The organism is Alphaproteobacteria bacterium, from assembly GCA_017308135.1.
Lineage (GTDB): Bacteria > Pseudomonadota > Alphaproteobacteria > CACIAM-22H2 > CACIAM-22H2 > Tagaea.
Window position 1 is genome coordinate 654,977 of record JAFKFM010000009.1, and the last position, 23,765, is coordinate 678,741.

At 62.9% G+C, this 23,765-nt stretch carries 23 protein-coding genes, 1 tRNA gene and 2 pseudogenes; 8 read left to right on the forward strand and 18 right to left on the reverse strand.

Features of this window, described 5'->3' with window-relative positions; genetic code table 11:
• Positions 1-37: 37 nt before the first annotated feature.
• A complete protein-coding gene (locus J0H39_16485; GenBank protein MBN9498354.1) occupies positions 38-898 on the reverse strand; it encodes a LysR family transcriptional regulator in 861 nt (286 codons plus the stop codon).
• Positions 899-1,000: 102 nt separating this feature from the next.
• Between J0H39_16485 and J0H39_16490 the strand changes: the two genes are divergently transcribed.
• Positions 1,001-1,426, forward strand: coding sequence for a VOC family protein (locus J0H39_16490; protein ID MBN9498355.1), 426 nt, complete (start codon positions 1,001-1,003; stop codon positions 1,424-1,426).
• Positions 1,427-1,513: 87 nt separating this feature from the next.
• Positions 1,514-1,984 (forward strand): hypothetical protein, encoded by a 471-nt coding sequence (locus J0H39_16495; GenBank protein ID MBN9498356.1) that lies wholly within the window; start codon positions 1,514-1,516, stop codon positions 1,982-1,984.
• A gap of 46 nt (positions 1,985-2,030) precedes the next feature.
• Here the strand turns inward: J0H39_16495 and J0H39_16500 are convergent, their stop codons facing one another.
• Positions 2,031-3,938 (reverse strand): PAS domain S-box protein, encoded by a 1,908-nt coding sequence (locus tag J0H39_16500; protein MBN9498357.1) that lies wholly within the window; start codon positions 3,936-3,938, stop codon positions 2,031-2,033.
• A gap of 346 nt (positions 3,939-4,284) precedes the next feature.
• On the opposite strand from J0H39_16500, the pseudogene J0H39_16505 reads away from it, so the two are divergent.
• Positions 4,285-4,631 (forward strand): annotated as a pseudogene (locus J0H39_16505) (SDR family oxidoreductase).
• A 78-nt stretch (positions 4,632-4,709) separates the two neighbouring features.
• A pseudogene (locus tag J0H39_16510) lies at positions 4,710-4,778 on the forward strand (glyoxalase).
• Between the two features lie 119 nt (positions 4,779-4,897).
• Here the strand turns inward: J0H39_16510 and J0H39_16515 are convergent.
• The gene (locus J0H39_16515) at positions 4,898-6,985 is read right to left on the reverse strand and encodes an AAA family ATPase (protein MBN9498358.1); all 2,088 of its coding nucleotides are present in this window, start codon (positions 6,983-6,985) and stop codon (positions 4,898-4,900) included.
• A gap of 492 nt (positions 6,986-7,477) precedes the next feature.
• Positions 7,478-7,567 (reverse strand) — tRNA-Ser (locus tag J0H39_16520).
• Between the two features lie 96 nt (positions 7,568-7,663).
• On the opposite strand from J0H39_16520, the gene J0H39_16525 reads away from it, so the two are divergent.
• Complete coding sequence (locus J0H39_16525; protein ID MBN9498359.1) at positions 7,664-7,981, forward strand: hypothetical protein; 318 nt, start codon at positions 7,664-7,666, stop codon at positions 7,979-7,981.
• Between the two features lie 14 nt (positions 7,982-7,995).
• On the opposite strand, the gene lepA is transcribed toward J0H39_16525, so the two are convergent.
• The 6 genes from lepA to rpmI all read right to left on the reverse strand — a co-directional run bounded on the left by lepA (position 7,996) and on the right by rpmI (position 14,329).
• The gene (lepA, locus tag J0H39_16530) at positions 7,996-9,801 is read right to left on the reverse strand and encodes an elongation factor 4 (protein ID MBN9498360.1); all 1,806 of its coding nucleotides are present in this window, start codon (positions 9,799-9,801) and stop codon (positions 7,996-7,998) included.
• A 135-nt stretch (positions 9,802-9,936) separates the two neighbouring features.
• Positions 9,937-10,194, reverse strand: coding sequence for a YqaE/Pmp3 family membrane protein (locus tag J0H39_16535; protein MBN9498361.1), 258 nt, complete (start codon positions 10,192-10,194; stop codon positions 9,937-9,939).
• A 3-nt stretch (positions 10,195-10,197) separates the two neighbouring features.
• A complete protein-coding gene (locus J0H39_16540) occupies positions 10,198-12,597 on the reverse strand; it encodes a phenylalanine--tRNA ligase subunit beta (protein MBN9498362.1) in 2,400 nt (799 codons plus the stop codon).
• The gene (gene pheS, locus J0H39_16545) at positions 12,594-13,670 is read right to left on the reverse strand and encodes a phenylalanine--tRNA ligase subunit alpha (protein ID MBN9498363.1); all 1,077 of its coding nucleotides are present in this window, start codon (positions 13,668-13,670) and stop codon (positions 12,594-12,596) included. The genes J0H39_16540 and pheS overlap by 4 nt, the downstream gene beginning before the upstream one ends.
• Positions 13,671-13,751: 81 nt before the next feature.
• A complete protein-coding gene (gene rplT, locus J0H39_16550; protein MBN9498364.1) occupies positions 13,752-14,105 on the reverse strand; it encodes a 50S ribosomal protein L20 in 354 nt (117 codons plus the stop codon).
• A gap of 23 nt (positions 14,106-14,128) precedes the next feature.
• Positions 14,129-14,329, reverse strand: coding sequence for a 50S ribosomal protein L35 (rpmI, locus tag J0H39_16555; protein MBN9498365.1), 201 nt, complete (start codon positions 14,327-14,329; stop codon positions 14,129-14,131).
• Positions 14,330-14,686: 357 nt separating this feature from the next.
• On the opposite strand from rpmI, the gene J0H39_16560 reads away from it, so the two are divergent.
• The gene (locus tag J0H39_16560; GenBank protein MBN9498366.1) at positions 14,687-14,890 is read left to right on the forward strand and encodes a cold-shock protein; all 204 of its coding nucleotides are present in this window, start codon (positions 14,687-14,689) and stop codon (positions 14,888-14,890) included.
• 88 nt (positions 14,891-14,978) lie between these two features.
• Here the strand turns inward: J0H39_16560 and infC are convergent, their stop codons facing one another.
• The 3 genes from infC to J0H39_16575 all read right to left on the reverse strand — a co-directional run bounded on the left by infC (position 14,979) and on the right by J0H39_16575 (position 17,712).
• Positions 14,979-15,521 carry a translation initiation factor IF-3 gene (infC, locus tag J0H39_16565; protein ID MBN9498367.1) on the reverse strand — a complete coding sequence of 181 codons (543 nt, stop codon included), beginning with the start codon at positions 15,519-15,521 and terminating at the stop codon, positions 14,979-14,981.
• Positions 15,522-15,616: 95 nt separating this feature from the next.
• Positions 15,617-16,558, reverse strand: a complete 942-nt coding sequence (locus J0H39_16570; GenBank protein MBN9498368.1) for a glycosyltransferase family 9 protein — start codon at positions 16,556-16,558, stop codon at positions 15,617-15,619.
• Positions 16,555-17,712, reverse strand: a complete 1,158-nt coding sequence (locus J0H39_16575) for a glycosyltransferase family 4 protein (protein MBN9498369.1) — start codon at positions 17,710-17,712, stop codon at positions 16,555-16,557. The genes J0H39_16570 and J0H39_16575 overlap by 4 nt, the downstream gene beginning before the upstream one ends.
• Before the next feature lie 65 nt (positions 17,713-17,777).
• Between J0H39_16575 and J0H39_16580 the strand changes: the two genes are divergently transcribed.
• Positions 17,778-18,557 carry an alpha/beta hydrolase gene (locus J0H39_16580; protein ID MBN9498370.1) on the forward strand — a complete coding sequence of 260 codons (780 nt, stop codon included), beginning with the start codon at positions 17,778-17,780 and terminating at the stop codon, positions 18,555-18,557.
• Here the strand turns inward: J0H39_16580 and J0H39_16585 are convergent.
• Positions 18,543-19,448, reverse strand: coding sequence for an SDR family oxidoreductase (locus J0H39_16585; protein MBN9498371.1), 906 nt, complete (start codon positions 19,446-19,448; stop codon positions 18,543-18,545). The genes J0H39_16580 and J0H39_16585 overlap by 15 nt on opposite strands.
• Positions 19,449-19,498: 50 nt before the next feature.
• On the opposite strand from J0H39_16585, the gene J0H39_16590 reads away from it, so the two are divergent.
• The gene (locus J0H39_16590; protein MBN9498372.1) at positions 19,499-20,359 is read left to right on the forward strand and encodes a hypothetical protein; all 861 of its coding nucleotides are present in this window, start codon (positions 19,499-19,501) and stop codon (positions 20,357-20,359) included.
• Here J0H39_16590 and J0H39_16595 read toward each other — a convergent pair.
• The 4 genes from J0H39_16595 to J0H39_16610 all read right to left on the reverse strand — a co-directional run bounded on the left by J0H39_16595 (position 20,356) and on the right by J0H39_16610 (position 23,755).
• Positions 20,356-21,669: a pentapeptide repeat-containing protein gene (locus J0H39_16595; GenBank protein MBN9498373.1), complete on the reverse strand. Its 1,314-nt coding sequence runs from the start codon at positions 21,667-21,669 to the stop codon at positions 20,356-20,358. The two genes, J0H39_16590 and J0H39_16595, sit on opposite strands and share 4 nt — an antisense overlap.
• Before the next feature lie 145 nt (positions 21,670-21,814).
• Positions 21,815-22,483, reverse strand: a complete 669-nt coding sequence (locus J0H39_16600; protein ID MBN9498374.1) for a glutathione S-transferase family protein — start codon at positions 22,481-22,483, stop codon at positions 21,815-21,817.
• Between the two features lie 19 nt (positions 22,484-22,502).
• Positions 22,503-23,099 carry an exopolysaccharide biosynthesis protein gene (locus tag J0H39_16605; protein ID MBN9498375.1) on the reverse strand — a complete coding sequence of 199 codons (597 nt, stop codon included), beginning with the start codon at positions 23,097-23,099 and terminating at the stop codon, positions 22,503-22,505.
• The gene (locus J0H39_16610) at positions 23,096-23,755 is read right to left on the reverse strand and encodes a VTT domain-containing protein (protein ID MBN9498376.1); all 660 of its coding nucleotides are present in this window, start codon (positions 23,753-23,755) and stop codon (positions 23,096-23,098) included. The genes J0H39_16605 and J0H39_16610 overlap by 4 nt, the downstream gene beginning before the upstream one ends.
• Between the last annotated feature and the right edge of the window lie 10 nt (positions 23,756-23,765).

Here is a 23,765-nt window from a genome sequence, read left to right on the forward strand (position 1 = left end):
TACGCTGACATCCTAAAGGCTGGCAAGGCGCATGCCATCAGCCTCGCAGCAGTATTTCCATCAGCTTGGCGACGGGTTCGCGCGACGGGGCCCCTGCGCGATGAACGATGCCGGTTTCGCGATGGAAGGTCCGCGGGCCCAGATCGATCGCACGCACGCCTTTGGGCCAGCGGCGATGCAACGCGGTTTGCGGCACCAGCGCCACGCCCACGCCTTTCGCCACCAATTCGACCAGCGATTCGATTTCGTCGAGTTCGCAGCACTCACGCGGCGTAATGTGTGCGGCGCGCAGGAAGCGATCCGCCTGCCGCCCACCGAAGGAGTTGCGGTCGTAGCGGACGAAATTCTGCGTCGCCAGGATCGCCGCCCAATCGTTGCCCTTCACATGGCGCGGCACGATCAGGCGGAAGGGCTCGCGCAGCATTTCCGCCCAGCGCAGATCGCTTTGCAGCGCGAAGGGCGGGCGGATCATCACCGCGAAATCGAGATCGCCGCGATCGACCTGATCGAGCAGATCCATCGATACGCCCGGCACGACGCGCACCCGCACGCCGGGACGGGTACGATGGAATTTCGCCAGCGCATCGGGCAGCAGCCCGCGCTGCGTGGTGGCGATGGCGCCGATCGTGACCGGCACGGGGGCCGCTTCGCCCGGCGACGCCGCGCCGAGATTTTCGTAAAGCCGGATCAGCTCCTGCGCGCGCAGCAGGATTTGCGCGCCGCGCGCGTTGAGCTTGGCCGCCCGCCCCGCGCGATCGAACAGCGCGACGCCGAATTCGTCGGCGAGGCGGCGCATCTGCGCGCTGACGGCGGCTTGCGTCAGGCCCAGTTTGGCGCCGGCGGCGGCGAAGGTGCCTTCGCGCGCCACCGCGACCAGGGTCTTCAATTCGCGGATCATTCATCGATTTCCGTTATGCGTTCGACAAATATATATTGATTTTTATTGTCTGTCGCCGTGCTTAGGATCGCCGCCTATCCCATCCCCCGGAGCGGCGTTTCCATGGCTTTGTCCCCCTTCCATCTCGCGATTCCCGTCCACGACCTGCCCCAAGCGCGCCGTTTCTACGGCGAGACCTTCGGCCTGGCGGAAGGAAGGTCGAGCGAGCAATGGGTCGATTTCGATTTCTACGGCCATCAGCTCGTGATTCACGAACACCCGAAGACGGCGGCGCAGGAACGCGCGCACACGAACCCGGTCGACGGCCACGACGTGCCCGTGCCGCATTTCGGCATCGTGCTGGAATGGGGCCAGTGGGAGACGCTGGCCGCGCGCCTGAAGGGCTTCGGCGTGAAATTCGTGATCGAGCCCTATGTGCGCTTCAAGGGCCAGGTCGGCGAGCAGGCGACGATGTTCCTGCTCGACCCGTGCGGCAACGCGCTGGAGTTCAAGGCATTCAAGGATATGGGCCAGCTCTTCGCGAAGTAAGCCTGTGGCGCGGCGGCAGGGATCATATGATCCGCCGCCGGGGATCGTCCGTATACAACGCACGATCCCCCAGCGGAGAACCCCGCCATGTCGCGCTTTCGTGTGTTCGCGGCCGCATTCTGCGCGCTGCTGTCGTCGGGCTGCGCGTTCTCGACCGGCTTTCGCGAGGGCCAAGCGGCCGATCTGCCGGCCGACGCCCCGGTCGTCGTGGCGCTGACCGAGGCGACGCTTTCGTCCGACATCGGCGCGCAGGGCGTGTTCTGGTCGCGCAGTTCGGCGGTCTTGCGCTCGCTGCGCGACCATCCCGGCCTGGTCGGCTACGCGGTGCGATTCGAAATCTGGGAAGGCCGCGTGCGCACCATGACGGTCTGGCGCGACGACGCAAGCCTTGCCGCGTTCGTCGCCGGGCGCATTCATGCCCGCGCCGCCGTCGAAGGATTGCCCGCCCTTGCCGACGCGCGTTTCGCGCGCGTGCGCGTGGCGCGCGCGCAAGCGCCGCTCCCGTGGCCCGACGTGGCCGAACGCCTAAACCGCGACGGGCGCGGCTATTACGAGTAATCGATGCGATTGAAAATCCGCGCGCCGGCGCGCGGACCCCGTCCCGCTATGGCGCGCTATTCAACGCATCCTTGATTCGGCGCGCGAGCTCGGTCTTTCGGTAGGGTTTGTTGAGAATTGCCGCATCCGTGTGAATGCGATTTCTCTCGACCAATGTCTCCAACGCGTAGCCCGATGTCAGAAGGACACGAAGCTTTGGATAAAGCTCGCGCGCGCGCTCCACCAATTCCCAGCCGCTGATACCGCCCGGCATAACGACATCGGAGAAAAGCAAATCAGGCCTTGGTCCTTGCCGCAGTTTTTCCAGCGCTTCATGACCGTTCGACGCCGTGATCACGCGATAACCCAAGCTTTGCAGGCACGTGACAGCGTAAGACCGCACGAAGACATCGTCTTCGGCGATCAATATGACATCGGCCGCCCCGGCACCGAGTGGCTCCGTGCCCGTGAGCAGCTCGGGCACATTGCTTTCCGAGGCGGGGGCGGCCGGCAAATAGAGCCGGACGGTCGTCCCCAAACCCGGTTCGCTGTAAATCGTGACATGGCCCCCCGACTGCTTGATGAAGCCGTAAACCATGCTAAGCCCCAAGCCGCTGCCCTTCCCGACGTCCTTGGTCGTGAAGAACGGTTCGAAAGCCTTCTTTCGAACCTCTTCCGACATTCCCTCGCCGTCGTCGGTAACGGAAATCATCACGTATTGGCCCGGCCGGACTTCCGGATTGAGTCCTTGATAGGCGGCGTCAAGCGACGCATCGGCCGTCGTCAAGGTCAGGCGCCCGCCGCGCGACATCGCATCCTGCGCGTTGAGCGAAAGGTTGAGAATTGCGGATTCCAACTGCCCCGCATCCGCGAATGCGTTGGGGGACTCCGACGCCAAATTCACGAGAATTTCGACATCCTCACGCAGCGTACGGCGCAGAAGTTTTCCCATACTATCGACGAGAGAATTGGCGTTGAGCGACTTCGGCAGCAAAGTCTGTCGCCGGCTGAATGCAAGCAAGCGCTGGGTTAACTCGGCGCCGCGCTCGGCCGCTCCGATCACGGAATCGGAGAGCTGCTTCAGATCGGGCCGCGCTTTGAGCGCCTCGCTGAGTATTTCGGAATTCCCTATGATGACCGTGAGAAGATTGTTGAAATCATGCGCGATGCCGCCGGAGAGCTGTCCCACGGTCTCCATCTTCTGGGCCTGAACAAGCTGTTCGGCCGTATTTTTTCGATCGGTGACATCGTGAATGATGCCCACAAAGATCGACTCGCCTTCTTGCTTCGCCTCGCCGACCGAAAGATCCATGGGAAACGTGCTGCCATCCTTGCGGCGCCCCGTGACCTCGCGGCCGATGCCGATGATCTTGCGTTCCCCGGTTTGGTGAAAATTCTTCAGGTATCCGTCATGCTCGCCGTGAAACGGTTCGGGCATCAGCATTTTGACGTTCGATCCGATCGCCTCTTCAGCTTGATAGCCGAAAAGCCTTTCGCACGCCGGATTGAACATTTGAATAATTCCGCGTGAATTGATCAGGATGACGCCGTCGACGGCGGTGTCCACGACCGCCCTTAGCCGGGCCGCCGTCTCACGCACGACTTGCTCGTTTCGCTTGCGCTCGGTCGCGTCGTGAATAATGCCGACAAAAATCGACTCGCCGTCGTTCTTCGATTCCCCAACCGACAAATCCATGGGGAAGGTGCTGCCGTCCTTTCGCTTGCCGACGACTTCCCGCCCGATACCGATGATCTTTCGTTCGCTTGTCCGATGGTAGTTTCCCAGATAGCCGTCATGTTCGCTATGAAACGGCTCGGGCATCAATACTTTGACGTTCAAGCCGATCACCTCTTCGGCCTTGTAGCCGAAGAGCTTCTCGCATGCCGGATTGAACATCTGGATCACGCCACGCGAGCCGATCAGAATCACGCCGTCGACCGCCGTCTCGACGACCGCGCGCAACAACCGGCCCATTGCCAGCGGCCCGTCGCGCGATGACCCGCCACTGCTATCGATGGCCCTTGGATCCCCGGGTGGACTATTCATGCCGATCACCGAATGCCAGTACGGGCGATGTCTTCTCGATTATCTAAGGCCCAATTATTATGGATGTCCATTTTCTATTGCTTCTCTCAGACTAATCGCTCGATGGATTTTCGAACGCTTGTCGGAAAGATGAGAGCGATTTGTCGTCGGCTCGCGCCGATCCCATCCGCTTGATTAAGTTCATTTAGTGCGGCGCCACCCTTGCCTGCTTGCGAGCCGATTCAACGGCGCCGCAGCGCAGCGAGAATTTTTTCCGCCACATCGATATGCATCAATGTGCGGCGGCGCTTTCCCAATCGCCGCCGTTTCACGTTCGACGCCGTCGAGCGTTAACGCGACCGCGATCTCGCTCGCGCGCACCGTGTCGGGCGAATTGATCGGGCGCGGCATCCGCGCCAACGTCGTCAGCCCCGGCCCGGTCGCCACACCGCTCTACGGCAAGCTCGGCCCGACGAAACGCAGCTTTCGGGCAGACAGAAGGCGATCCTCGCGCAGCCGCCGGCCGGCCGCTTCGGCGAGCCGCGCGAGATCGCCGGCGCGTTCGTCCATTTCGCGTCGAACGAATCGCGCTTCACAACCGGCAGCGAGCTGGTCATCGACGGCGGGATGAGCAATCTCTGACCCGCGCGCATGTAAAAAAGGGGCCCGGCGAAAGCCGGGGCCCTTGTTTTCTGGAAGAGGGCGAACGCGCAAACGGCGATGTTCCCGCTCGACCCGTGCGGCAATGCACTGGCGTTCAAGGATATGGGGCAGCTCTTCGCGAAGTAAGTGGATGGCGCGGCGGCGCCCCGCCGCCGACAGCTCTCCATAGGCCCGACACGATACATATGTTGGCGGCACGATCATCAGAGAACTTTGGGTTCGCGGCTACAACCGCTCTGCTGGAATCATTGAAAATCCTCAAACATTGCCACCCATTTAGCGAGTGTATCCTCAGGGAATTCAGCAGCACCACGAGCGAGAGCGCGTTGCTTTGCCCTAATCGCAAGCTCAACTTTCCAATGTTTCCCTAAGTCGACTTTTTGCCTGAGAGCCCAACTCTCAACTTGTTGGACAAACGGAACCGCGTCTTTTACCTCATCAGACAGGCGACTTTCTGAGTCTCTTGCTATTCTGTCTATTTCATCCGAGAGAAATTTAACTGGGAATAGATCCTCAATCTCAGCGCCTTCAAATCCAACAAACTTTGAGACGGAAATAATTCTTTCCGGGCAGTTTGCATAAAGACCTTGGGTTAGACTTGCCGCAACTTTCTTGCCGGGGACATCGTCATCCAAGAGAATTTTTGGCATCATATCGTCACGACCGGTCAATATCGCAGCCACAACTTTCGCAGTTTTTCCACCTCCGCAAGGTGGGAATACAAGTTCTCTTTTTGGCTTAATTCTTCCCAGGGAAAGGAGCAGCGATTTTATTGCTGTCAGATAGTGTTGATCGGATGCCCCCTCAACAAGGATTGGCTGGCATCCGACTAGCAAGCTCTCAGCGACACTCATGTTCAATGCACTATGAACCGCATACGCCGCACCGGATTGCTCACCCTTTCCGTCGCTATGCCGTAGGTTCGATGTCGCTTTTGTCGTGCCATCTGCCGCGACATAGACCTTTCTCGCGCGATCAAGTCGATCTGCGTCCACAAGAAATGGAGAATGAGATGTGTAAATAATCTGATTTGTTCTAGTCAGGTTCTCGAAGAAGGCTGACAAATCTCGTTGCGCCAGAGGATGCAGGGACATGCCTGGCTCATCCAGCAATAGAATTGAACGTTTGTGCTCTCCTTCACTTTCAACGAGAAAGACCAAATAGAAGCTCAAGAACCATTGGAGGCCAGTACTACGATTCTCTAGCTCAACTTCAGTTGGCCTACGATCATCGGCAACCCAGATGCGAAAGTGGTTGCCGTCCGCCTCAAACCGAAATCTATAGTCACCCTGCTTCCACCATTCGCGGAACTTCGTTGTTAGGGTGGCGCCAGCAGATTGCAGAAGGATAGAGCGTGTACGTTTTTTCTCAGCAATTTCCGCAATTTCTGCGTCTCTTGGCGAGCGATTTTGTCCATTAGGTTCTTTAAAATCTCGACCAAGCTCAAGAATCTCTTCAGGCTGCAAATCGACAAAACTAAACAAAACACGAAGCGTTCGAACTTTGGCGGCTTCTTTCGCGCCTAAGTCGTCGCGCTCCATATTGTGAACGACGTGGGGAAGATAGATCTCAGAGTCTAGATTTCCATAATTAGAGTAATAGACGAACGATGGGATGAGACTTAAGACTAATTTTTGAACGTCTTCTCTAGATCCAGGAGGTGGCGAAGAAATGCGCTCCAAAGACTCATTAACTGTGTCAGAGAGCTGCTTAATGATTGGGACAATGGCACTTGATTTTGGAGGATCCTTAGGAATCAAGCCATCAATGGCATCCTTCAATTTCTTGATCGCCGCTGCCTCTAACGCATCAACTTTAGAATATTCCGCTTCGAGAGAACTCAATCTGGAAATCAGTTCTTTTTGAATTGTAGCTTCTTGCTTCAATGCAGGAGCCGCCAAAATGCTTTTATTGCATGCAGCGATCCAACCGACGGTCTGATTTCCGCCGATGCTTTTCTCAACTTTATAATTTGGGAACTCAAATTCATAACGTCCGTCAAAAAATCGCGATACGCGAACAATCTCCACATCTGCCTTGCTGATGCCCGCCTTTGTTGAAATCGTAGAGGCATGTTCGTCGGAGAGAAAATCGGCTTGGATAAAGCGATATTCCCCAGGATTTTTTCTAATTTCACCGAACTTCGTCTTCGGAAAGTCCGAAGTTGGTTGAATTTCACCATCCAGCGCGGGCTTAAGCTTCCAGAGCGGCAGTAGTAAATTCGTTTTTCCCGATTCATTCACGCCAATTAGCGCCGTCACACTCTCAGCTTCTAACCAGCCGCTATCATCGACAGATCGAAAGTTTGTAACCCGGAATTGCTTGAGCCTCATTTGACGCCCCCTGATTTGTAATTCTTCGTGTTACGAGCGTTAAACCCTACGGGTAGCTTACTCACGCTGCTATGCAGATTATTCTTTGCCATTGGAGTGAATAAGCTGCTTTTAGTACACTAAGTGAGACAATGAACTTTTTGCAAATACGTTCAATCCCATACCCAACCAGCAGATTTCTACTGCTATCGCTTTAGCGTTTAAACAACGCATTGCAATGTCTGCGTTTCTCGTATCTAAGCGCCATTTTCGTGAGTGCGCCGAAAGGGATGAGGTCAAAATCCGCTCGCTCTGCAGCGGGTTGCGGAAAGCTGGCGGAGGGGATGAGATTGAAAATCCGCGCGCTGGCGCACGGATTTTTCCGAGGCTTCGCTCGGACTTCGCTGGCGCTCCGCCTCGAACGCCTTCGGCGTTCGATCGAACAAGACTTCGTTCACTGCACCCCGCACCGGCAGCTTTCCGCCACCCGCCGTTCGGCGGGTCGCAGAAAGCTGGCGGAGGGGATGAGATTCGAACTCACGATGGGGTTTCCCCCATACACGCTTTCCAAGCGAGCGCCTTAAACCACTCGGCCACCCCTCCGCCGGGGTCGGGTCGCTTTCGGGGCCGGGAACATAGCAGGGCACCCCGCCCCCGCCAAGCGTCGCATCCGTCCGGAAAAACGGTTATCTTTCAACCATGATCGCGCTGCGGGCCCTCGGCTGGCTGCTGCTCGTCCTGGCCGCCGTGGCGGCCGGTCGCGACGGTCTATTGTGGTACGAGACCGGCGCGCTGAACCCGATTCCGCTGGGCCAAGTCTGGGCGAGCCTGCATCGCGATTCGCTGCTGCTGGTCGAGCCCGCCTTGGTGCGCCACGTCCATCCCGCCTTGTGGGAGTGGATCGTGTTCCCGCTGCTGCAAAGCTCGGCCGCCGGTGTCGCCGCACTCGCAGGCATCGCCATCGCCGTGCTCACACCGCCGCCCAAACGCCGCCGGCGCTCGGCCGAGTGGCGCTGACGCGCGCGTGAGGCTCAGTCGTCGCGCGCCTTGAGGGCCGCGAGGAACGCGCTTTGCGGAATTTCGACCTGGCCGAATTGCCGCATGCGCTTCTTGCCCTCTTTCTGCTTCTCGAGGAGCTTCTTCTTGCGCGACACGTCGCCGCCATAGCATTTGGCGAGCACGTCCTTGCGCATGGCCGAAATCGTTTCGCGCGCCACGATCTTGCCGCCGATCGCGGCCTGGATCGGGATCTGGAACAGCTGGCGCGGAATGAGATCCTTGAGCTTCACGCACAAGGCGCGGCCCCGGCTTTCGGCCTGCGTGCGATGCACGATGACCGAGAGCGCATCCACCGGCTCCGCGTTCACCAGGATCGACAAGCGCACGAGGTCGTCCTCGCGATAGGCGGTCATCACGTAGTCGAACGACGCGTAGCCGCGCGACACGCTTTTCAAGCGGTCGTAGAAATCGAACACGACTTCGTTGAGCGGCAGATCGTAGACGATCATCGCGCGGTTCCCGACATAGGTCAGGTTCTGCTGAATGCCGCGCCGGTCCTGGCACAGCTTCAACACCGAGCCGAGATGCTCGTCGGGCACGAGGATCGTCGCCTTGATGCGCGGCTCCTCGATATGGTCGATATAGACGGCGTCCGGCATGTCGGCGGGGTTGTGCATTTCCTGCACCGACCCGTCCTTCATATGGATGCGGTAGACGACCGACGGCGCCGTCGCGATCAGATCGAGATCGAATTCGCGCGACAAGCGCTCCTGAATGATCTCGAGATGCAGCAAACCCAAAAATCCGCAGCGGAAGCCGAAGCCCAGCGCCGCCGAGCTTTCCGGCTCGTAATGGAACGAGGCGTCGTTGAGCCGCAGCTTGCCCAGGCTCTCGCGCAAATGTTCGAACTCGGCCGGATCGACCGGGAAGAGCCCGCACCACACCACCGGCAGCGACGGCTTGAAGCCCGGCAGCGGTTCCGCCGCCTGGCGCTTTTCCTCGGTGATCGTGTCGCCCACGCCGACATCGGCGACCGCCTTGATGCCCGCGGTGATGTAGCCGACTTCGCCCGGCCCCAGCTCGGCCACTTCCTTGAGCTTGGGCGTGAACACGCCCACGCGCTCGACGTCGTAGGTGGCGGCCGCATTCATCATGCGGATCTTCATGCCCTTGGCGATGCGCCCGTCCTTGATGCGCACCAGCAGCACGACGCCGAGATAAAGATCGTACCACGCGTCGACCAGCAGCGCCTTCAAGGGCGACGCGATCTCGCCCTTGGGTGCAGGCAGACGCTGCACCAACGCTTCGAGCACGAGGTCGATATTGAGCCCGGTCTTGGCCGAGATGGGCACGGCCTCCGATGCGTCGAGGCCGATCACGTCTTCAATCTGCTTCTTGATGCGCTCGGGATCGGCGGCGGGCAGATCGATCTTGTTGAGCACGGGCACGATCTCGTGGCCCGCATCCAGCGCTTGATAGACGTTGGCGAGCGTTTGCGCTTCGACACCCTGGCTCGCGTCGACGACCAGGATCGAGCCTTCGCACGCGGCGAGGCTGCGGCTCACCTCGTAGGCGAAGTCCACATGGCCGGGCGTGTCCATCAGGTTGAGGACGTAATCGGTGCCGTCCTTTGCCTTGTAATCGAGGCGCACGGTCTGCGCCTTAATGGTGATGCCGCGCTCGCGCTCGATATCCATCGAGTCGAGCATCTGCTCCTGCATGTCGCGCAGTTCGACAGCACCACAGAATTGGATCAAACGGTCGGCGAGCGTCGATTTGCCGTGATCGATATGCGCGACGATCGAGAAATTACGGATACGGGAAAGGTCGGTCGCCATGTGCCGGATATGCAATGCCTGAAAAGGACGGCGCGGGGCGCCATTCGCGCGTGCAACATAGGGGGCGAATCGCCTTGTGGCAACGCCCCCTAAAGCACGGTCAAACAGGGGAAATTCGCCGCCCGGCGGGGCGGTTTAGCCGCCCTGGCCGTCCCGCCCCTTGATCGCGTCGATCAAGGCTTGGTTGCGCTTGTCGGCCTTGGCGCCGTTGACCACGAAGGCCGCGTGCAGCGCCGCGATCAGCCACAGCACGAAGCCGATGGTGAAGCCCAGGATGGTCAGCGCGAACACGATCGAGGCGATCCAGAGGATCAGATTGAAGATCCCCTGGAACGGCTTGCCGACCAGGAACAGTGCGAGCGGCGGCACGATCAACGCGACGAGATACAGCATGGCTTAGCTCCGGAGCGAGGCGCCCGTCGCCTTGGCGACGGCGGCGACGATTTTCTGCGCGACGGCGTCGAGATCCTGTTCGGTCAGCGTGCGCTCCTGCGGCTGCAGACGCACGGCGATGGCGACGGATTTCTTGCCCTCGGGCACGCCCTTGCCTTGATAGACGTCGAACACGCTGGCCGCTTGGATCAGCGTTTTGTCCGCCGATTTGGCGCTGCGCAGGATCGCATCGGCCGCGACGTTCGCGTCCACGACGAACGCGAAATCGCGCTCGACCGGCTGGAAGGCCGAGAGCTTCAGCGGCGGACGCTGGCGCCCGCCCTTCGCCTTCGGCGCGGGAATCGCGTCGAGGAAAATCTCGGCCGCGACGACCGGCGCTTCGAGGTCGAGCGCCTTGATCACATTCGGATGCAATTCGCCGAACCAGCCAAGCACGGTCTTGGGCCCGAGCTTGAGGGCACCCGAACGGCCGGGATGGAACCAAGCGGGCGCTTCGCGCGCCACCGCCACGTTCTCGACCGACAGGCCGAGCCCCTTCAACAGATCGAGCGCGTCGGCCTTCGCGTCGAACGCGTCGACCTTGCGCGCCCCGCCCGCCCAATGGCGCGGGCTGGCGTCGCCCGTGCGCACGATGCTGGCGACGATGCGCTGATCCTTCTCGCCGATGCCGTCGAAAATCGGACCGACTTCGAACAACGCGTTGTCGGGAACCCCTCGCGCCGCATTGCGGCCCGACGCGCTGGCGAGATTCGGCACGATCGACGGACGCATGTAATCCAGATCGGCCGAGATCGGATTGGCGACTTCCAGCTCCGCCTTGCGCGGGGCGAAATGAATCGCCTGATCCTTGCGCATGAAGGAGAACGTCACCGCTTCGTTGAGGCCGAGCCCGGCGAGGATGCGCTTGGCGTCGCGCACGCGACGTTGCGCGGGCGTCCAGGCGAGCGGCGGCATGGCGCCGTCGCGCGGCAGCGTCACCGCCGGGATCGCGTCGTAGCCGACGATGCGGCACACTTCCTCGACCAGATCGGCTTCGCCGACAACGTCGGCTCGCCACGGCGGCGGAATCACCTCGAAATCGTTGCCCTTGGCCGCAACCTTGAAGCCGAGATTTTCAAGGATTTCCTTCTGACGCGCCGGGGCGACTTCCAGCCCGCCGAGCGTCGCCACGCGCGTGCTGCGCAGCGTGTAGCTGCGCGTCGTATCGGGGATCGCGCCTGCGATCACCGGCGCGGAGGCTTCGCCGCCGCAAAGATCGAGGATCATCTTCGTCGCGGCTTCCATGCCGTCGAGCACGAATGCCGGATCGAGACCGCGTTCGAAACGATAGCGCGCGTCGGACAGGATCTGATGATGGCGCCCGGTCATCGCGGTGCGGATCGGATCGAACAACGCGGTTTCGAGATAGACCTCGGTCGTGTCGAATTCGCAGCCCGTGCCCGAGCCGCCCATCACGCCGGCGAGCGAGATGACGCCGCTCTCGTCGCAGATCAGCGTTTCGCCGCCCGCCATCGTGTAGGTCTTGTTGTCCAGCGCCGCGAATTGCTCGCCGCCCTTGGCGGGCTTCAGCGCGATCTGGCCCTTCACCTTCTTCGCGTCGAACACGTGCAGCGGCCGGTTCAGATCGAAGGTGAAGAAATTGGTGATGTCGACCAGGATCGAAATCGGGCGCAGGCCGATCGACGTCAAACGATCCTGCAGCCATTTCGGCGACGGGCCGTTTTTGACGCCCTTGAAATGACGGCCGACGAAAGCCGGGCAAGCGCCCGCTTCCAGCGCCGACAAATCGACCTTGATCGGCGATTCGTATTTGCCATCGACCTTGGGGGCGGTCCACGGCTTCAGCGTGCCGGCCCCGGCGGCGGCGAGATCGCGCGCAATACCACGGATACCCAGGCAATCGGCACGGTTGGGCGTGATCGCCACGTCGAACAGCGGATCGTCGAGGCCGAGCAGCGTCGCGAAGGGCACGCCGACGGGCGCGTCTTCCGGCATGTCGATAATGCCGGTGTGATCGTCGCCCAGGCCCATTTCGCGCATCGAGACGAGCATGCCGTTCGACGCTTGGCCGCGAATGGCGCCCGCTTTCAACAGCAAGCCCGTGCCCGGTACGGTGACGCCGGCGGGCGCGAACACGCCCTTCATGCCGGTGCGCGCATTGGGGGCGCCGCACACGACTTGCACCTTTTCTTTGCCGGTATCGACAAGGCAGACGCGCAAGCGATCGGCGTCGGGATGCGGCTTCGCCTCGATCACGTGGACGACCTTGAACGGGGCGAGCGTTTCGGCCGGATTGGTGAGGCTTTCAAGCTCGAGCCCGATCGCCGTCACCTTCTCGGCGAGCTGTGCCGCCGTCAGGTTCGTGTCGAGATGGGTCTTGAGCCAAGACAGCGTGAATTTCATCGGGCCAACCCTCCGGCCAGCGTGGGCACATCGGCGGGCGCGAAACCGTAATGGCGCAGCCAGCGCATATCGGCTTCGTAGAAGGTGCGCAGATCCGGAATGCCGTATTTCAGCATCGCCACGCGCTCGATCCCCATGCCGAAGGCGAAGCCTTGGTATTCCTCGGGATCGATGCCGCACATGGCCAGAACCTTCGGGTTCACCATGCCGCAGCCCAGGATTTCCAGCCAATCGTCGCCGACGCCGAGCTTCAATTCGCCGTTGCCGCGCGTGCAGGCGATATCCATTTCCGCCGACGGTTCGGTGAACGGGAAGTAGCTCGGGCGGAAACGATAGCGCAGATCGGGAATCTCGAAGAAGGCGCGCACGAAATCGACGAGGCAACCTTTCAGGTGGCCCATATGCGTCGACTTGTCGACGATCAGACCTTCGATCTGATGGAAATTCGGCGAGTGAGTGGCGTCCGAGTCAGACCGATACGTGCGCCCCGGCGCGATGATACGGATCGGCGGCTTCTGGCCCAGCATAGTGCGCACCTGCACGGGGCTCGTATGCGTGCGCAGCACGACATGCGACTCGCCCGGCTTGCCGGCGAGATAGAACGTGTCGTGCGCCTGGCGTGCGGGATGCTCGGGCGGAATATTGAGGCGCGTGAAGTTGTAGTCGTCGCTCTCGATATCCGGCCCTTCGGCGACGGCGAAGCCCATCTCGCCGAAGATCGCGACGAGTTCGTCGATCGTCTGGCTGATCGGATGGATGCGGCCTTCCTCGCGCGCGCGCGGCGGCAGCGTCACGTCGACCGTTTCTTGCGCCAACCGCGCGTCCAGCGCCGAGCCTTCCAGCGCGGCCTTACGCGCGTCGAGCTTCGCGGCGATCGCGTCCTTCAACACGTTGAAGGCCGCGCCGCGGGCTTTGCGCTCCTCCGGCGCGATCGTGCCGAGCGTTTTCATCAGCTCGGTCACGCGGCCCTTCTTGCCCAGCGTTTCGACGCGCAAGGCTTCCAGGGCTTCGAGATTCGCGGCGGCGTCGATGCGCGCGGAAAGTTCGGTTTCGAGAGCGGCGAGATCGGTCATGTCGGTTCCATCAAGCAAAAAGGGGGTCCGGCCGGTTAGGCCAGACCCCCTCTTCGGGTCGCTGAAGACGCTGAACGCGGCTTAGAGGGCGGCCTTGGCCTTTTCGACCAAGGCGCCAAAACCCGCGGGATCCGTCATCGCGATATTCGCCAGCACCTTGCGATCGACCTCGATCGCCGCCTTCTTCAGGCCGGCGACGAGCTTCGAATAGGTGAGGCCGTGTTCGCGCGCACCGGCGTTGATGCGCTGGATCCACAACGCGCGGAATTCGCGCTTCTTGTTGCGGCGATCGCGATAGGCGTATTGCAGGCCCTTCTCGACGCGCTCGAGCGCGGGACGGAAGGACGTGGAGCTGCGGCCGACATAACCCTTCGCGGCCTTCAGAACTTTTTGGTGACGCGCACGCTGGGTGACGCCACGTTTGACGCGAGCCATGGTTGCTCTCCTCTATCCGTCGATCAAGCGTAGGGCAGGAAGAAGCGCTTCACGCGCACTTCTTCGCCATGGGTCAGCACGAACGTGCCGCGCGCGGACCGCTTCATCTTCTGCGGGCGCTTGCGCAAGTTGTGGCGCTTGAACGAAACGGCGGCGAGCACCTTGCCGCTGCCAGTGACTTTGAACCGCTTCTTAGCGGCCGACTTGGTCTTCATCTTGGGCATTTTTGTCTCCTAATCGGAAGCGGTTGGGCATGCCCGGGCGCACTCCGACGGGAGGCGCCACAGCCGTGGCCGCTGTTAAGGCCGGGGGTTATACAAGGCCGCATCCGCCCTGGCAAGCGTGCCGCAAGGCGCTGTTCCGCAAGGGGTATTCAGAATCCACTTGCGGCCCGAGGGGGGCGCGTGGTTTGCTTTATACACGAACCCGAGATTTTGGCCTGCTTCGCAAGCGGCTGGCGCGGCCCCCGAAAAGGGGTCCCGTCCCTACCCTTACTAGCTTCCCCAAGAAATCCGGTCGTCGACGCGCTTGCTATGGGCAAGGTGCCCGTGTGCCGCGCGTCAAACCCAATGGAGGCCGGAATGGCTACGGGTAAAGTGAAGTGGTTCAACGCGACGAAGGGCTACGGTTTCATCGCGCCGGATGGCGGCGGGAAGGACGTGTTCGTTCACGTCACCGCGGTCGAGAAGGCCGGTCTGCGTGGCCTCAACGAAGGCCAGTCGGTGTCCTTCGAAATGTTGACCGAGCGCGGCAAGACCGCGGCGGGCAACCTGAAGGTCGTCTGATCCGACTTCGTTTCCGGCTTATGCCGTAAACGTGGAAACGGGGTCCCTCGCGGGACCCCGTTTTCGTTTGGGCCTTGTATTTGGCCGCTTACTTCGGTGCCACGACCATCGTCATCTGGCGGCCTTCCATGCGCGGATGGGCTTCGACCTTGGCGAGTTCGCCCAGATCGGCCTTCAGGCGCTCGAGCAGCTTGTAGCCGAGTTCCTGGTGCACCATTTCGCGGCCGCGGAAGCGCAGCGTGACCTTGACCTTGTCGCCTTCCTCGAGGAACCGCACCATCGCGCGCTTCTTGACGTCGTAATCGTGATCGTCGATGCCCGGGCGCATCTTGATCTCTTTGATCTCGATGACCTTCTGCTTCTTGCGGGCCTCGTTGGCCTTCTTCTGCTGCTCGTATTTGAACTTGCCGAAATCGAGCAGCTTGCACACCGGCGGTTCGGCGTTGGGGCTCACCTCGACCACGTCGAGACCCGCATCCCACCCGGCTTGCAGCGCGTCGAATATGTTGAGGACTCCGAGCATCTCGCCCTCGCCGTCGATCAGACGGATTTCGGGGGACATGATCTCGTCGTTGACGCGCGGGCCCTCTTTGGCAGGCGGGGCATCCTGGGCGGGACGTGCGATGGGTATCCTCGTTCGTTAGGGCGGCGCGAAAACGTCGTTTTGGGACTCGCGTCCGCCGGGCCTGTGAAATCGGGGCGAATGTAAGGTTTGAGGCGGTCCTGTCAAGCCGCGCGCTTGAACAGAAGGCGCATCACTTCGTCCACGCCCAGCCCTTCCAGGCTGTCCCGGCGCAGAATCGCGACCTCCCGCCCCCTTGGCGCGCACAAAGCGGGGTCGGAATCCGACCCGAACAGCACGATCGACGGGCAGCCCGCCCCGGCGATCAGGTGCATGGGCCCGGTATCGTTGCCGATCGCCGCCCCGGCCTTGCGGGCGATGGCGACGATTTCGGCGAAGCTGGTTTGGCCGGTCAGGTCGCGCACGCGGGAACTCGCGGTGCGGATCGCCTTGCCCAACGCGGCCTCGCCCTTGCCGCCGATCACCACCGGATTGGCGTTATGCGCGGCCAATTCCTGGGCCAGCGCCGCGTATTTGGCGATCGGCCAGCGCTTCTTGGGCCGGGTCGGCGCCCCGCCGGGGACGAGCAGCACGAAAGGATCGGGCAGTTTGAACTTGGCGACATCGGCGTCGAGCCAGGAGAGATCGGGCGGCGGCACGTCCGCGATCCCCGCCATCGCCAATTGATCGCGCTGGCGGTCGATCGTGTGCATCGTGTCGCGCAACGGATTGGCATGGGGATGCGAGGCGCCGGGTGCGATGCCCGACCATTCGGGCCGCCGGCCCGGGCCCATCAGCCGATGATAAAGGCTGGAGCGCGACGAGGTTTGCAGATCGTAGACGCGCTGGAACTGCCCCGCGCGCAGCAGCGAGCGCATGCCCAGCATGCCGATGATGTTCAGCTTATGCGGGCGCGAATCGCGCCATACGCGATCGACGAAGGGGCAATTCTCGAACAACCCCGCATAAGCCGGGGCGGTCAGCAGAGTGATCTTGGCGTTGGGATGGGCCTGGCGGATCGCCTTCATCGGCCCGAGCGCTTGGACCGCGTCGCCCAGCGCGCCGAGCTTGATGACCAGAATACGTTCGTACTCGGCCAGGTTCATCCGCCCCAAACCTCCGGCCGCGATTCGCGCAACACCTCCTCGTAAACGTCGAGGGTCGCCGCGCACATGCGTTCCTTGGTGAAGCGGTCGTTGATATTGGCGATGGCGTGGCCCGCCAGATCGTCGCGCGCGGCGGGGTCGAGGGCGAGCGCCCGCTTGAGCGCCTCGGCCAGATCGCCCGCATCGCCGGGCTTGAACAGCCAGCCGGTTTCGTTCGGCTTCAGAATTTCGGGCGCGCCGCCATGGTCGGGCGCCACGACCGGGCGGCCCATCGCCTGCGCTTCGGCCACCACGCGGCCGAACGCCTCGGGATCGGTCGAGGCCGAGACGACGACGTCCGACAACATATAGGCCGCCGCCATGTCGTTGCAGTGATCGACGATGCGCACGATGCCTTCGAGGCCGCGCTTGCGCACCAGCGCTTCCAATTCCTTGCGATAGGCATAGCGCCCCTGATCGGAGCCGACGAACAGCACGACGATGTCGCGCCGGCCGAGTTTCGCCGCCGCTTCGATCAGCAGCGTTTGGCCTTTCCAGCGCGTCAGGCGGCCGGGCAGCATCACCACGGGCAGGCCGTCGGGCAGGCGCCAATCGCGCGAAAGCTTGATCACACGCTCGGCCGACACGCGCGCCGGATCGAAGCGCGACACGTCCACGCCGCGATGGATGGTCCGCAGAATGGCGCCGGGCGTGCCGTAGTGCTTGGTCACATGGCGGGCGATGAAATCGGAGATCGCGATGACGCGCGCGCCCTTCGCCATGATCGAGTTGTACCAGCGCTTCAGCGGATTGCCGAAATTATAGGTGCCGTGGAACGTGGTCATGAAGGGAATGCCGAGCTCGCGCGCGGCGGCGCGCGCGGACCACGCCGGCGCGCGGCTGCGCGCATGGATCAGATCCGCGCCATGCAGGCGCGCGACCTCGACCAAACGCGCCACGTTCCGGCGCAGCGTGATCGGGTTTTTCGAGCCCATCGGCAGCGTCACATGGATGCCGCCCGCGCGCTCGATCTCGCGCACCATCGGCCCGCCTTCGGAAACGACGATCGATTTCCACCCCGCCGCGACGATGGCGGCGGAAACGTCGGCGGCCCCGCGCTCCACCCCGCCGGTGACGAGGGCGGGCAGAACCTGCATGATGGTGGGCACGCGCATCGGCGGCGGGGGCGGCAAATCCGCCCCGTCAGCCTGCGCGACCGTTTCTTCCTGGTTCTGGTCCAATGTCCGACAATTCTACGACGGCTTCGACGCCGGCCCCCGATTTCCTAGACCCCGGCGCCGGCAGACCCCGTATCGCCTATCGCCGGATTCCCGGCAAGTCTCCCGGGATATTCTTCTGCACCGGGTTTATGTCCGACATGACCGGATCGAAGGCTTTGGCGGTCGAGGCTTTCGCCCGCGCGCGGGGCCAGGCTGCCTTGCGTTTCGACTATTCGGGCCATGGCGAATCGGAAGGGAAATTCGCCGATGGCTGCATCGGCGCTTGGTTCGCCGATGCGCTGGCGGCGTTCGACGCGCTGACCGAGGGCCCGCAAATCGTCGTCGGCTCGTCGATGGGCGGCTGGATCGCGCTGCTGCTGGCCAAGGCGCGCCCCGGCCGGATCAAGGCGCTGATCGGCCTCGCCGCCGCCCCCGACTTCACCGAAGATTTGATGTGGGCGGCGATGCCCCCGCCGGTCCGCGCCGAATTGATGGACAAGGGCGTGATCTACGAGCCATCGCAATATGGCGAGGAACCCTACACGATCACCCGCAAGCTGATCGAAGACGGGCGCGAACATCTGGTGTTGCGCGCGCCCATTGCGTTCGACGGCCCCGTGCGCCTGCTGCACGGCATGAATGACCCTGACGTGCCGTGGGAGCTCTCGCCCAAAATCGCGCGGATGGTGACGTCGCAGGACGTGCGCGTGACGCTGATCAAGGATGGCGATCATCGCCTGTCGCGCGACCAGGACCTCGATCTGCTGCGCGCCACGCTGACCGAACTAAGCGTCGAGTAGCGCCCTAAGCCCCGCGCGATAATCGGGATAAGCGAGCTTCACGCCCAGCGCTTCCTTGATCTTCAAATTCGAGACGCGCTTGTTGTCGGTATAGAAGCTGCGCGCCATCTCGCTCATCGCCGACGCGGCTTGCGCATAAGGGATTTCGGGCGGCGCTTCCACGCCCAGCAGCGCGCAGGCATAGGCGATCACGTCTTGCGGCGGGGCGGGATCGTCGTCGCAGACGTTATAGACCGCCCCCGGATCGGGCTTGGCGATCGAGGCTTCGAGGACATTGGCGATATCCTCGACATGGATGCGGCTGAACACTTGGCCCGGCTTGACGATGCGCTTGGCCTTGCCGTCGCGCACCGTGTCGAGCGCCGAACGCCCGGCGCCGTAGATCCCGGCGAGGCGGAAGATATGGACCTTGTGGCCGACGCGCCCCAAGGCCTGCCAAGCGTCTTCGGCCGCGACGCGCGCGGCCCCGCGCGGCCCCGACGGATGCAAGGCCGCGCGCTCGTCGACCCAATCCCCATCCCTGTCGCCGTAGACGCCGGTGGTCGAGAGATAGCCGATCCATTTGACGCCTTCGAGACGCAGAAGATCGTTGCCGTGGATATCGATGACGGGATCGCCCGTCCCGTCGGGCGGGACGCTCGCCAGAATATGCGTGGCGCCGTCCAGCGCGCCCGGCGGCAAGGGATGCGCGCGGTCGAATACGAAGGTCTCGATCCCCTCGGCGGTCAGCGCCGCGGCCTTGTCGGCCGAGCGGCACGTGCCCGCGACGCGCCAATGCTTGGCCATCAAGCGGCGCGCCAGCGTCAGCGCCGAAAAGCCCAGCCCGAAGCAAAAAAGCCGGTTGGCGCGCGCGGGATGGGGCGGCAGGCCGCCGGCGAAACGAAGCTCCATGCGTTCTATATATGGCGCGGACGGGCGCTTGGCGCTACATCCTCGGCGCTATGAAACGCTTTCTGCCGCTTCTCGCCCTTGCCGCTTTAACGCTGCCGCCCGCCGAGCTCGCCGCGCAAAACCGCACGCCGGTCGCGCGCGAGCTGGCCCCCGCCCCGCCCCGCCCCGTGCCGCCGCGCCCGCGCCTGCGGCTGGAAACGCCCGCCCAGACCCAGGGCGAATACGATCGCTGCCTGGCGCGCGCCGAACGCGATCCGGAAGGCGCCTACGAGGACGCGATGAACTGGGCGCGCGCACGCGGCGGCGGCGACCCCGCCTTGCATTGCGCGGCGATCGCGCTGTTCGCCCAAGGCAGCTTTCGCATGTCGGCGGCGGCGTTCACCGAATTGGCGGAAACGACGCGCGACAAGCGCGCCGCGATCCGCGCCGACATGACCGCGCAAGCCGGCCATGCCTGGATGATCGCGGGCGATGCCACGAACGCGCTGGCCGCGTTCGACGCGGCGGTCGAAATCGCCCCCGACGCGGCGATCTATCACGCCGACCGCGCCGAAGCGTTGGCGGCGTTGGGCCAAGATTGGGACGCGATCGACGCGTTGAACCGGGCGAGCGACCTCGATCCCAATCGCGGCGAGATCTACGCGATGCGCGCTTCGCTCTATCGCAAGCTCAACACGCTCGACCTCGCCGCCGAGGACGCGAACCAGGCGGTGCGACTTGCCCCCAAACTGCCCGAGGCGTGGCTGGAGCGCGGCATCGTCAATCGCTTGAAGAACGACAAGAACGCCGCGCGGCGCGATTTCCGCGAGGTCGTGCTGCTCGACGGCGACGGCCCGGTGGGCGACGCGGCGCGCGAGAATATCGAGCGCATGGAGCTCGATTCCGGCCCGCCGGTCAATCGCCGGCGCTAACGCTTCGCGGTTTCGAGCTTGGCGCCGTTCAAATCGGCGCGCTGCGTGTTGGCGTGGCGCAGATCGGCACCCGCGAAATCGACGTCGCGCAGGATCGCGCGGCGCAAACTTGCCGCCACCAGCTTGGCGCCGGCGAAATTCGCCCCGGCCGCCTGAACGTCGTTGAGGCGCGCCGCCCAGAAGGGCCGCGGCCCCTTGGGATCGAGCGGGACGGGCGATAGATCGGCGTTGCGCAAATCGGCCCCCATCAAATTCGATTTGATCAGCGTGGCGCCGCGCATTTTCGCGTTCACGAATTTCGCGTTCTTCAGCAGGCAGCTTTGCAGCGTCGCGAAGGTCAGATCGCAGCCCGAGAAATCCGCGCCGGTGAAGGTGCAGCGCACGAATTTGGCGGCCGACAGATTGCAGCCCGCGAATTCCGCGTGCCCCAGATCGTAACCTTCGAGGAAAAGCTGCGTGCCTTCCTTGCCTTGCGTATCGACCCACAGCGCGTGCTGCGTCACCGCATCGATCGCGTTGAAACCGATGCGCGACGGATCGACCGGATATTTGGCGTGGGCGAGTTTCATATCCTGCTGGAAGGCGCCGTCGAACGACGCGGCGGCGAGGTCGGCCCCTTCGAGATTCGTGCGGTGCATCTTGGCGTCGGCGAAGCTCGCCCCGGCCAGCACGCAATTCGACAAATTGCAGTCCGAAAGATCGGTGCCCTTGAACACCGCACCGGTCAGATCGGCCCCCGACAAATCGGCGCCGATCAAACTGGCGCCCGACAGATTGCAGTTGGTGAGGTCGGTCTTGTGGCCTGCCGCACGGCCGATACGCGCATCGGAAAGATTGGCGCCGATGAACGACGCCCCCTCGGCGTTCGTATTGGCGCGCGCCGAGCCCGAATAATCGAGCTCGCCGTCCTTGCCCGCCTTGATCATCACGCCGTCGCGCAGATCGGCCTTGTGCAGCGTCGCCCCCTCGAAATCGGCGCCGACCAGCGACGCGGCGCGGAAATCGCTGCGCGTGCAATCGGCATCGATGAAGGTCGTGCGGCGGATATCCGCGCCGAAGAAACTCGCGCGCGTCAATTTCGCGCGGCTGAAATCGCTTTCGACGAACGACCCGCCGACGAATTCGGCGTCGGTCAGATCGTGGTCGTTGAAGTCGAGACGGCTGGCTTCGACACCTTTCAGGATCAGGCGCTTGCCGCCCGCCTTGCCCTTCAACCACGCCTCGTGCGCGGCGATCAGCCGATCGAGAATCGGCTGAACCATACGCACGGGCGCCGTGCGTTCGTCTTGCTGGGGAACCGGGGAATTCATCTGTCTCGCAATCACGCTCGTTCGACGTAGAACGGACGAGTTTAGCAAAACAGGGTTAATGGTCCGTAGATAAGCACAATTAGATTGTATCGTAACTTATTGCCGCCGCATAATTTTTTGGACGGCGTCAGAAATCACGACAACTTCAAAAATCCAAGTCGGCGTAATGCGTTGGCGGCGGCGAGCCGGGAATATGGTCGGCCAAAAGCGGGCGGAAGGACGGCCGGCTTTTGATCCGCGCATACCACTCCTTCGCGCGGGGATGGGCATCCCACGGCACGTCGCCCATATAGTCGAGCGTCGAGAGATGGGCGGCGGCCGCGATATCGGCAAGGCTGAAACTCTCCCCCGCCAGGAAGCGCCGGCGTTCGGCGAGCCAGCCCAGATACTCCATGTGGTAGCGGATATTCTGGTAGCCCGCGCGGATCGCCTGGCTCGACGGCTCGCCCGTGCCCAGAAAGCGCTTGAGCAGCTTCTCGCGATAGAGGCAATCGACGACTTCGCGCGCGAATTTCTCGTCGAACCACGCGACGAGGCGGCGGATCTCCGCGCGCTGCTCGGGCGAATCGCCCAACAATTTGCGCTCGGGGTAGGCTTCGTCGAGATGTTCGCAGATCGCTTGGCTATGGCAGATCGCATAGCCCGCTTCCTCGATCAGCACCGGCACGGTGCCCGCCGGATTCAGCGCAAGAAAATCGGGCCGCCGTTCCCAGGTCTTCTCGACCTTGAGTTCGACGTCGAGGCGCTTTTCCGCCATCGCCACGCGGACTTTCCGGCAAAACGGCGACAGTGGCTGGTGAAGCAAGGTACGCATGCGAATCGATGGGGCGATTCTACGCCAGTCCGAGCGCGCTTGCCCCCCAAATCAGCGCCGTCGTGAAAGCGACCGCCGCGGCGGCACAGGCGGCGAGTCCGATCGCGACCGCCACGCCGTCGCGCGCCATCAAGCCCAAGGCCAGAATCGTCGTCGCGGCGGACGGGATCAGCGGCAAAAAGGGCAGCGGGATCAGCAACAGAATCGCCTCGGCGATCGCGACCGCGCCGATGAAACGGCGCATCGATGGCGCGACAAGCACCGGCAAACGCGGCCGCAGGAGTTTCTCCGCCGCGTTCAAGGCCGGCGTCAAATAGGCGACGATGCCGCGCGCGCGGGGCCGTGCTACGCCGAGCCGCGCGAGGAAGCCCGGCAGTTTCGGGCTGTCGATGCCCAGCGCCATCTGTGCGGCGATCAGCGCCAAAGGCAGCGCGAAAATCGTCGAGAATCCCGGCAGCGATGGGCCGGGCGTGAGATTCGGGGCCGCGAACAGGAACAGCAACACGCCATAGCCGCGCGATTCGAGCTTCGCGACCATTTCGCCCAATGTCGCCTTCACGTCGTCCGGCCCGTCGACGGCGCGGGCGAAAGCGGCGGCCAGCCCCAGATCGCTCATCGCGGTTCCTTTCGCCGCACGAAGAAGCTCAACGCCAGCACGACGACGCCGACGGCGCCGGCGATCAGCAGCGGATCGCGCGCGGCGGCAAGCCCGTCTTCCATTGCCAAGCGCCCGGCCGCCCCCGCTTGAACGAAGATCGCCGCATAGGGCAAAGAGCCGATCAACGTGCCGAGCGCGAATTGGCGCCACGACAACGCGCTGAGCCCCAGACCGTAATTGACGAGCGCGCCGGGGATGGGCGTCAAACGCAACAAAGCGATCGTGCGCCAGCCGCCCGCTTCGGCGCGCGCGATCCAGGGCCCGATCTTGGGCAAAGCATGGGGCACGATCGCACCCGCATTGACGAATCTTGCGAGGTGAAAGGCGAGCGAAGCGCCCGCCAGCGTGCCCAACAATGCCCAAAACAAACCGCCCGCGACGCCGAACAAGGCCCCCGCCGCCAGCGCCAGCGCCCAGCGCGGGATCGACACCATCGTGCCCGCGATATGCAAGGCGGCGAAAGCAAGGCCTGCGAGCGCGCCCCAGGATTCGACCCACGCGACGATGCCGCGCGCGTCGATCGAATCGCGATTGATAAAGACGGCCGCGATCCCCGCGATCACGAGGATGACGGGCACGAGACGCAAAACGAAAGGCGGGCGACGTGAAGTCATGTCGCCCGCC

Bases quoted from the DNA above. Each gene is read 5' to 3' on its own strand.
- J0H39_16580 (MBN9498370.1), top strand. From the start codon at position 17,778: ATGTCCGACAATTCTACGACGGCTTCGACGCCGGCCCCCGATTTCCTA.
- J0H39_16495 (MBN9498356.1), top strand. From the start codon at position 1,514: ATGTCGCGCTTTCGTGTGTTCGCGGCCGCATTCTGCGCGCTGCTGTCG.
- J0H39_16485 (MBN9498354.1), bottom strand. From the start codon at position 898: ATGATCCGCGAATTGAAGACCCTGGTCGCGGTGGCGCGCGAAGGCACC.
- J0H39_16570 (MBN9498368.1), bottom strand. From the start codon at position 16,558: ATGAACCTGGCCGAGTACGAACGTATTCTGGTCATCAAGCTCGGCGCG.
- rplT (MBN9498364.1), bottom strand. From the start codon at position 14,105: ATGGCTCGCGTCAAACGTGGCGTCACCCAGCGTGCGCGTCACCAAAAA.
- J0H39_16515 (MBN9498358.1), bottom strand. From the start codon at position 6,985: ATGAGGCTCAAGCAATTCCGGGTTACAAACTTTCGATCTGTCGATGAT.
- J0H39_16590 (MBN9498372.1), top strand. From the start codon at position 19,499: ATGAAACGCTTTCTGCCGCTTCTCGCCCTTGCCGCTTTAACGCTGCCG.
- J0H39_16585 (MBN9498371.1), bottom strand. From the start codon at position 19,448: ATGGAGCTTCGTTTCGCCGGCGGCCTGCCGCCCCATCCCGCGCGCGCC.
- J0H39_16500 (MBN9498357.1), bottom strand. From the start codon at position 3,938: ATGGGCCGGTTGTTGCGCGCGGTCGTCGAGACGGCGGTCGACGGCGTG.
- J0H39_16575 (MBN9498369.1), bottom strand. From the start codon at position 17,712: ATGCGCGTGCCCACCATCATGCAGGTTCTGCCCGCCCTCGTCACCGGC.
- J0H39_16560 (MBN9498366.1), top strand. From the start codon at position 14,687: ATGGCTACGGGTAAAGTGAAGTGGTTCAACGCGACGAAGGGCTACGGT.
- J0H39_16610 (MBN9498376.1), bottom strand. From the start codon at position 23,755: ATGACTTCACGTCGCCCGCCTTTCGTTTTGCGTCTCGTGCCCGTCATC.
- J0H39_16540 (MBN9498362.1), bottom strand. From the start codon at position 12,597: ATGAAATTCACGCTGTCTTGGCTCAAGACCCATCTCGACACGAACCTG.
- J0H39_16595 (MBN9498373.1), bottom strand. From the start codon at position 21,669: ATGAATTCCCCGGTTCCCCAGCAAGACGAACGCACGGCGCCCGTGCGT.
- J0H39_16605 (MBN9498375.1), bottom strand. From the start codon at position 23,099: ATGAGCGATCTGGGGCTGGCCGCCGCTTTCGCCCGCGCCGTCGACGGG.
- rpmI (MBN9498365.1), bottom strand. From the start codon at position 14,329: ATGCCCAAGATGAAGACCAAGTCGGCCGCTAAGAAGCGGTTCAAAGTC.
- pheS (MBN9498363.1), bottom strand. From the start codon at position 13,670: ATGACCGATCTCGCCGCTCTCGAAACCGAACTTTCCGCGCGCATCGAC.
- J0H39_16490 (MBN9498355.1), top strand. From the start codon at position 1,001: ATGGCTTTGTCCCCCTTCCATCTCGCGATTCCCGTCCACGACCTGCCC.
- J0H39_16535 (MBN9498361.1), bottom strand. From the start codon at position 10,194: ATGCTGTATCTCGTCGCGTTGATCGTGCCGCCGCTCGCACTGTTCCTG.
- J0H39_16525 (MBN9498359.1), top strand. From the start codon at position 7,664: ATGATCGCGCTGCGGGCCCTCGGCTGGCTGCTGCTCGTCCTGGCCGCC.
- J0H39_16600 (MBN9498374.1), bottom strand. From the start codon at position 22,483: ATGCGTACCTTGCTTCACCAGCCACTGTCGCCGTTTTGCCGGAAAGTC.
- lepA (MBN9498360.1), bottom strand. From the start codon at position 9,801: ATGGCGACCGACCTTTCCCGTATCCGTAATTTCTCGATCGTCGCGCAT.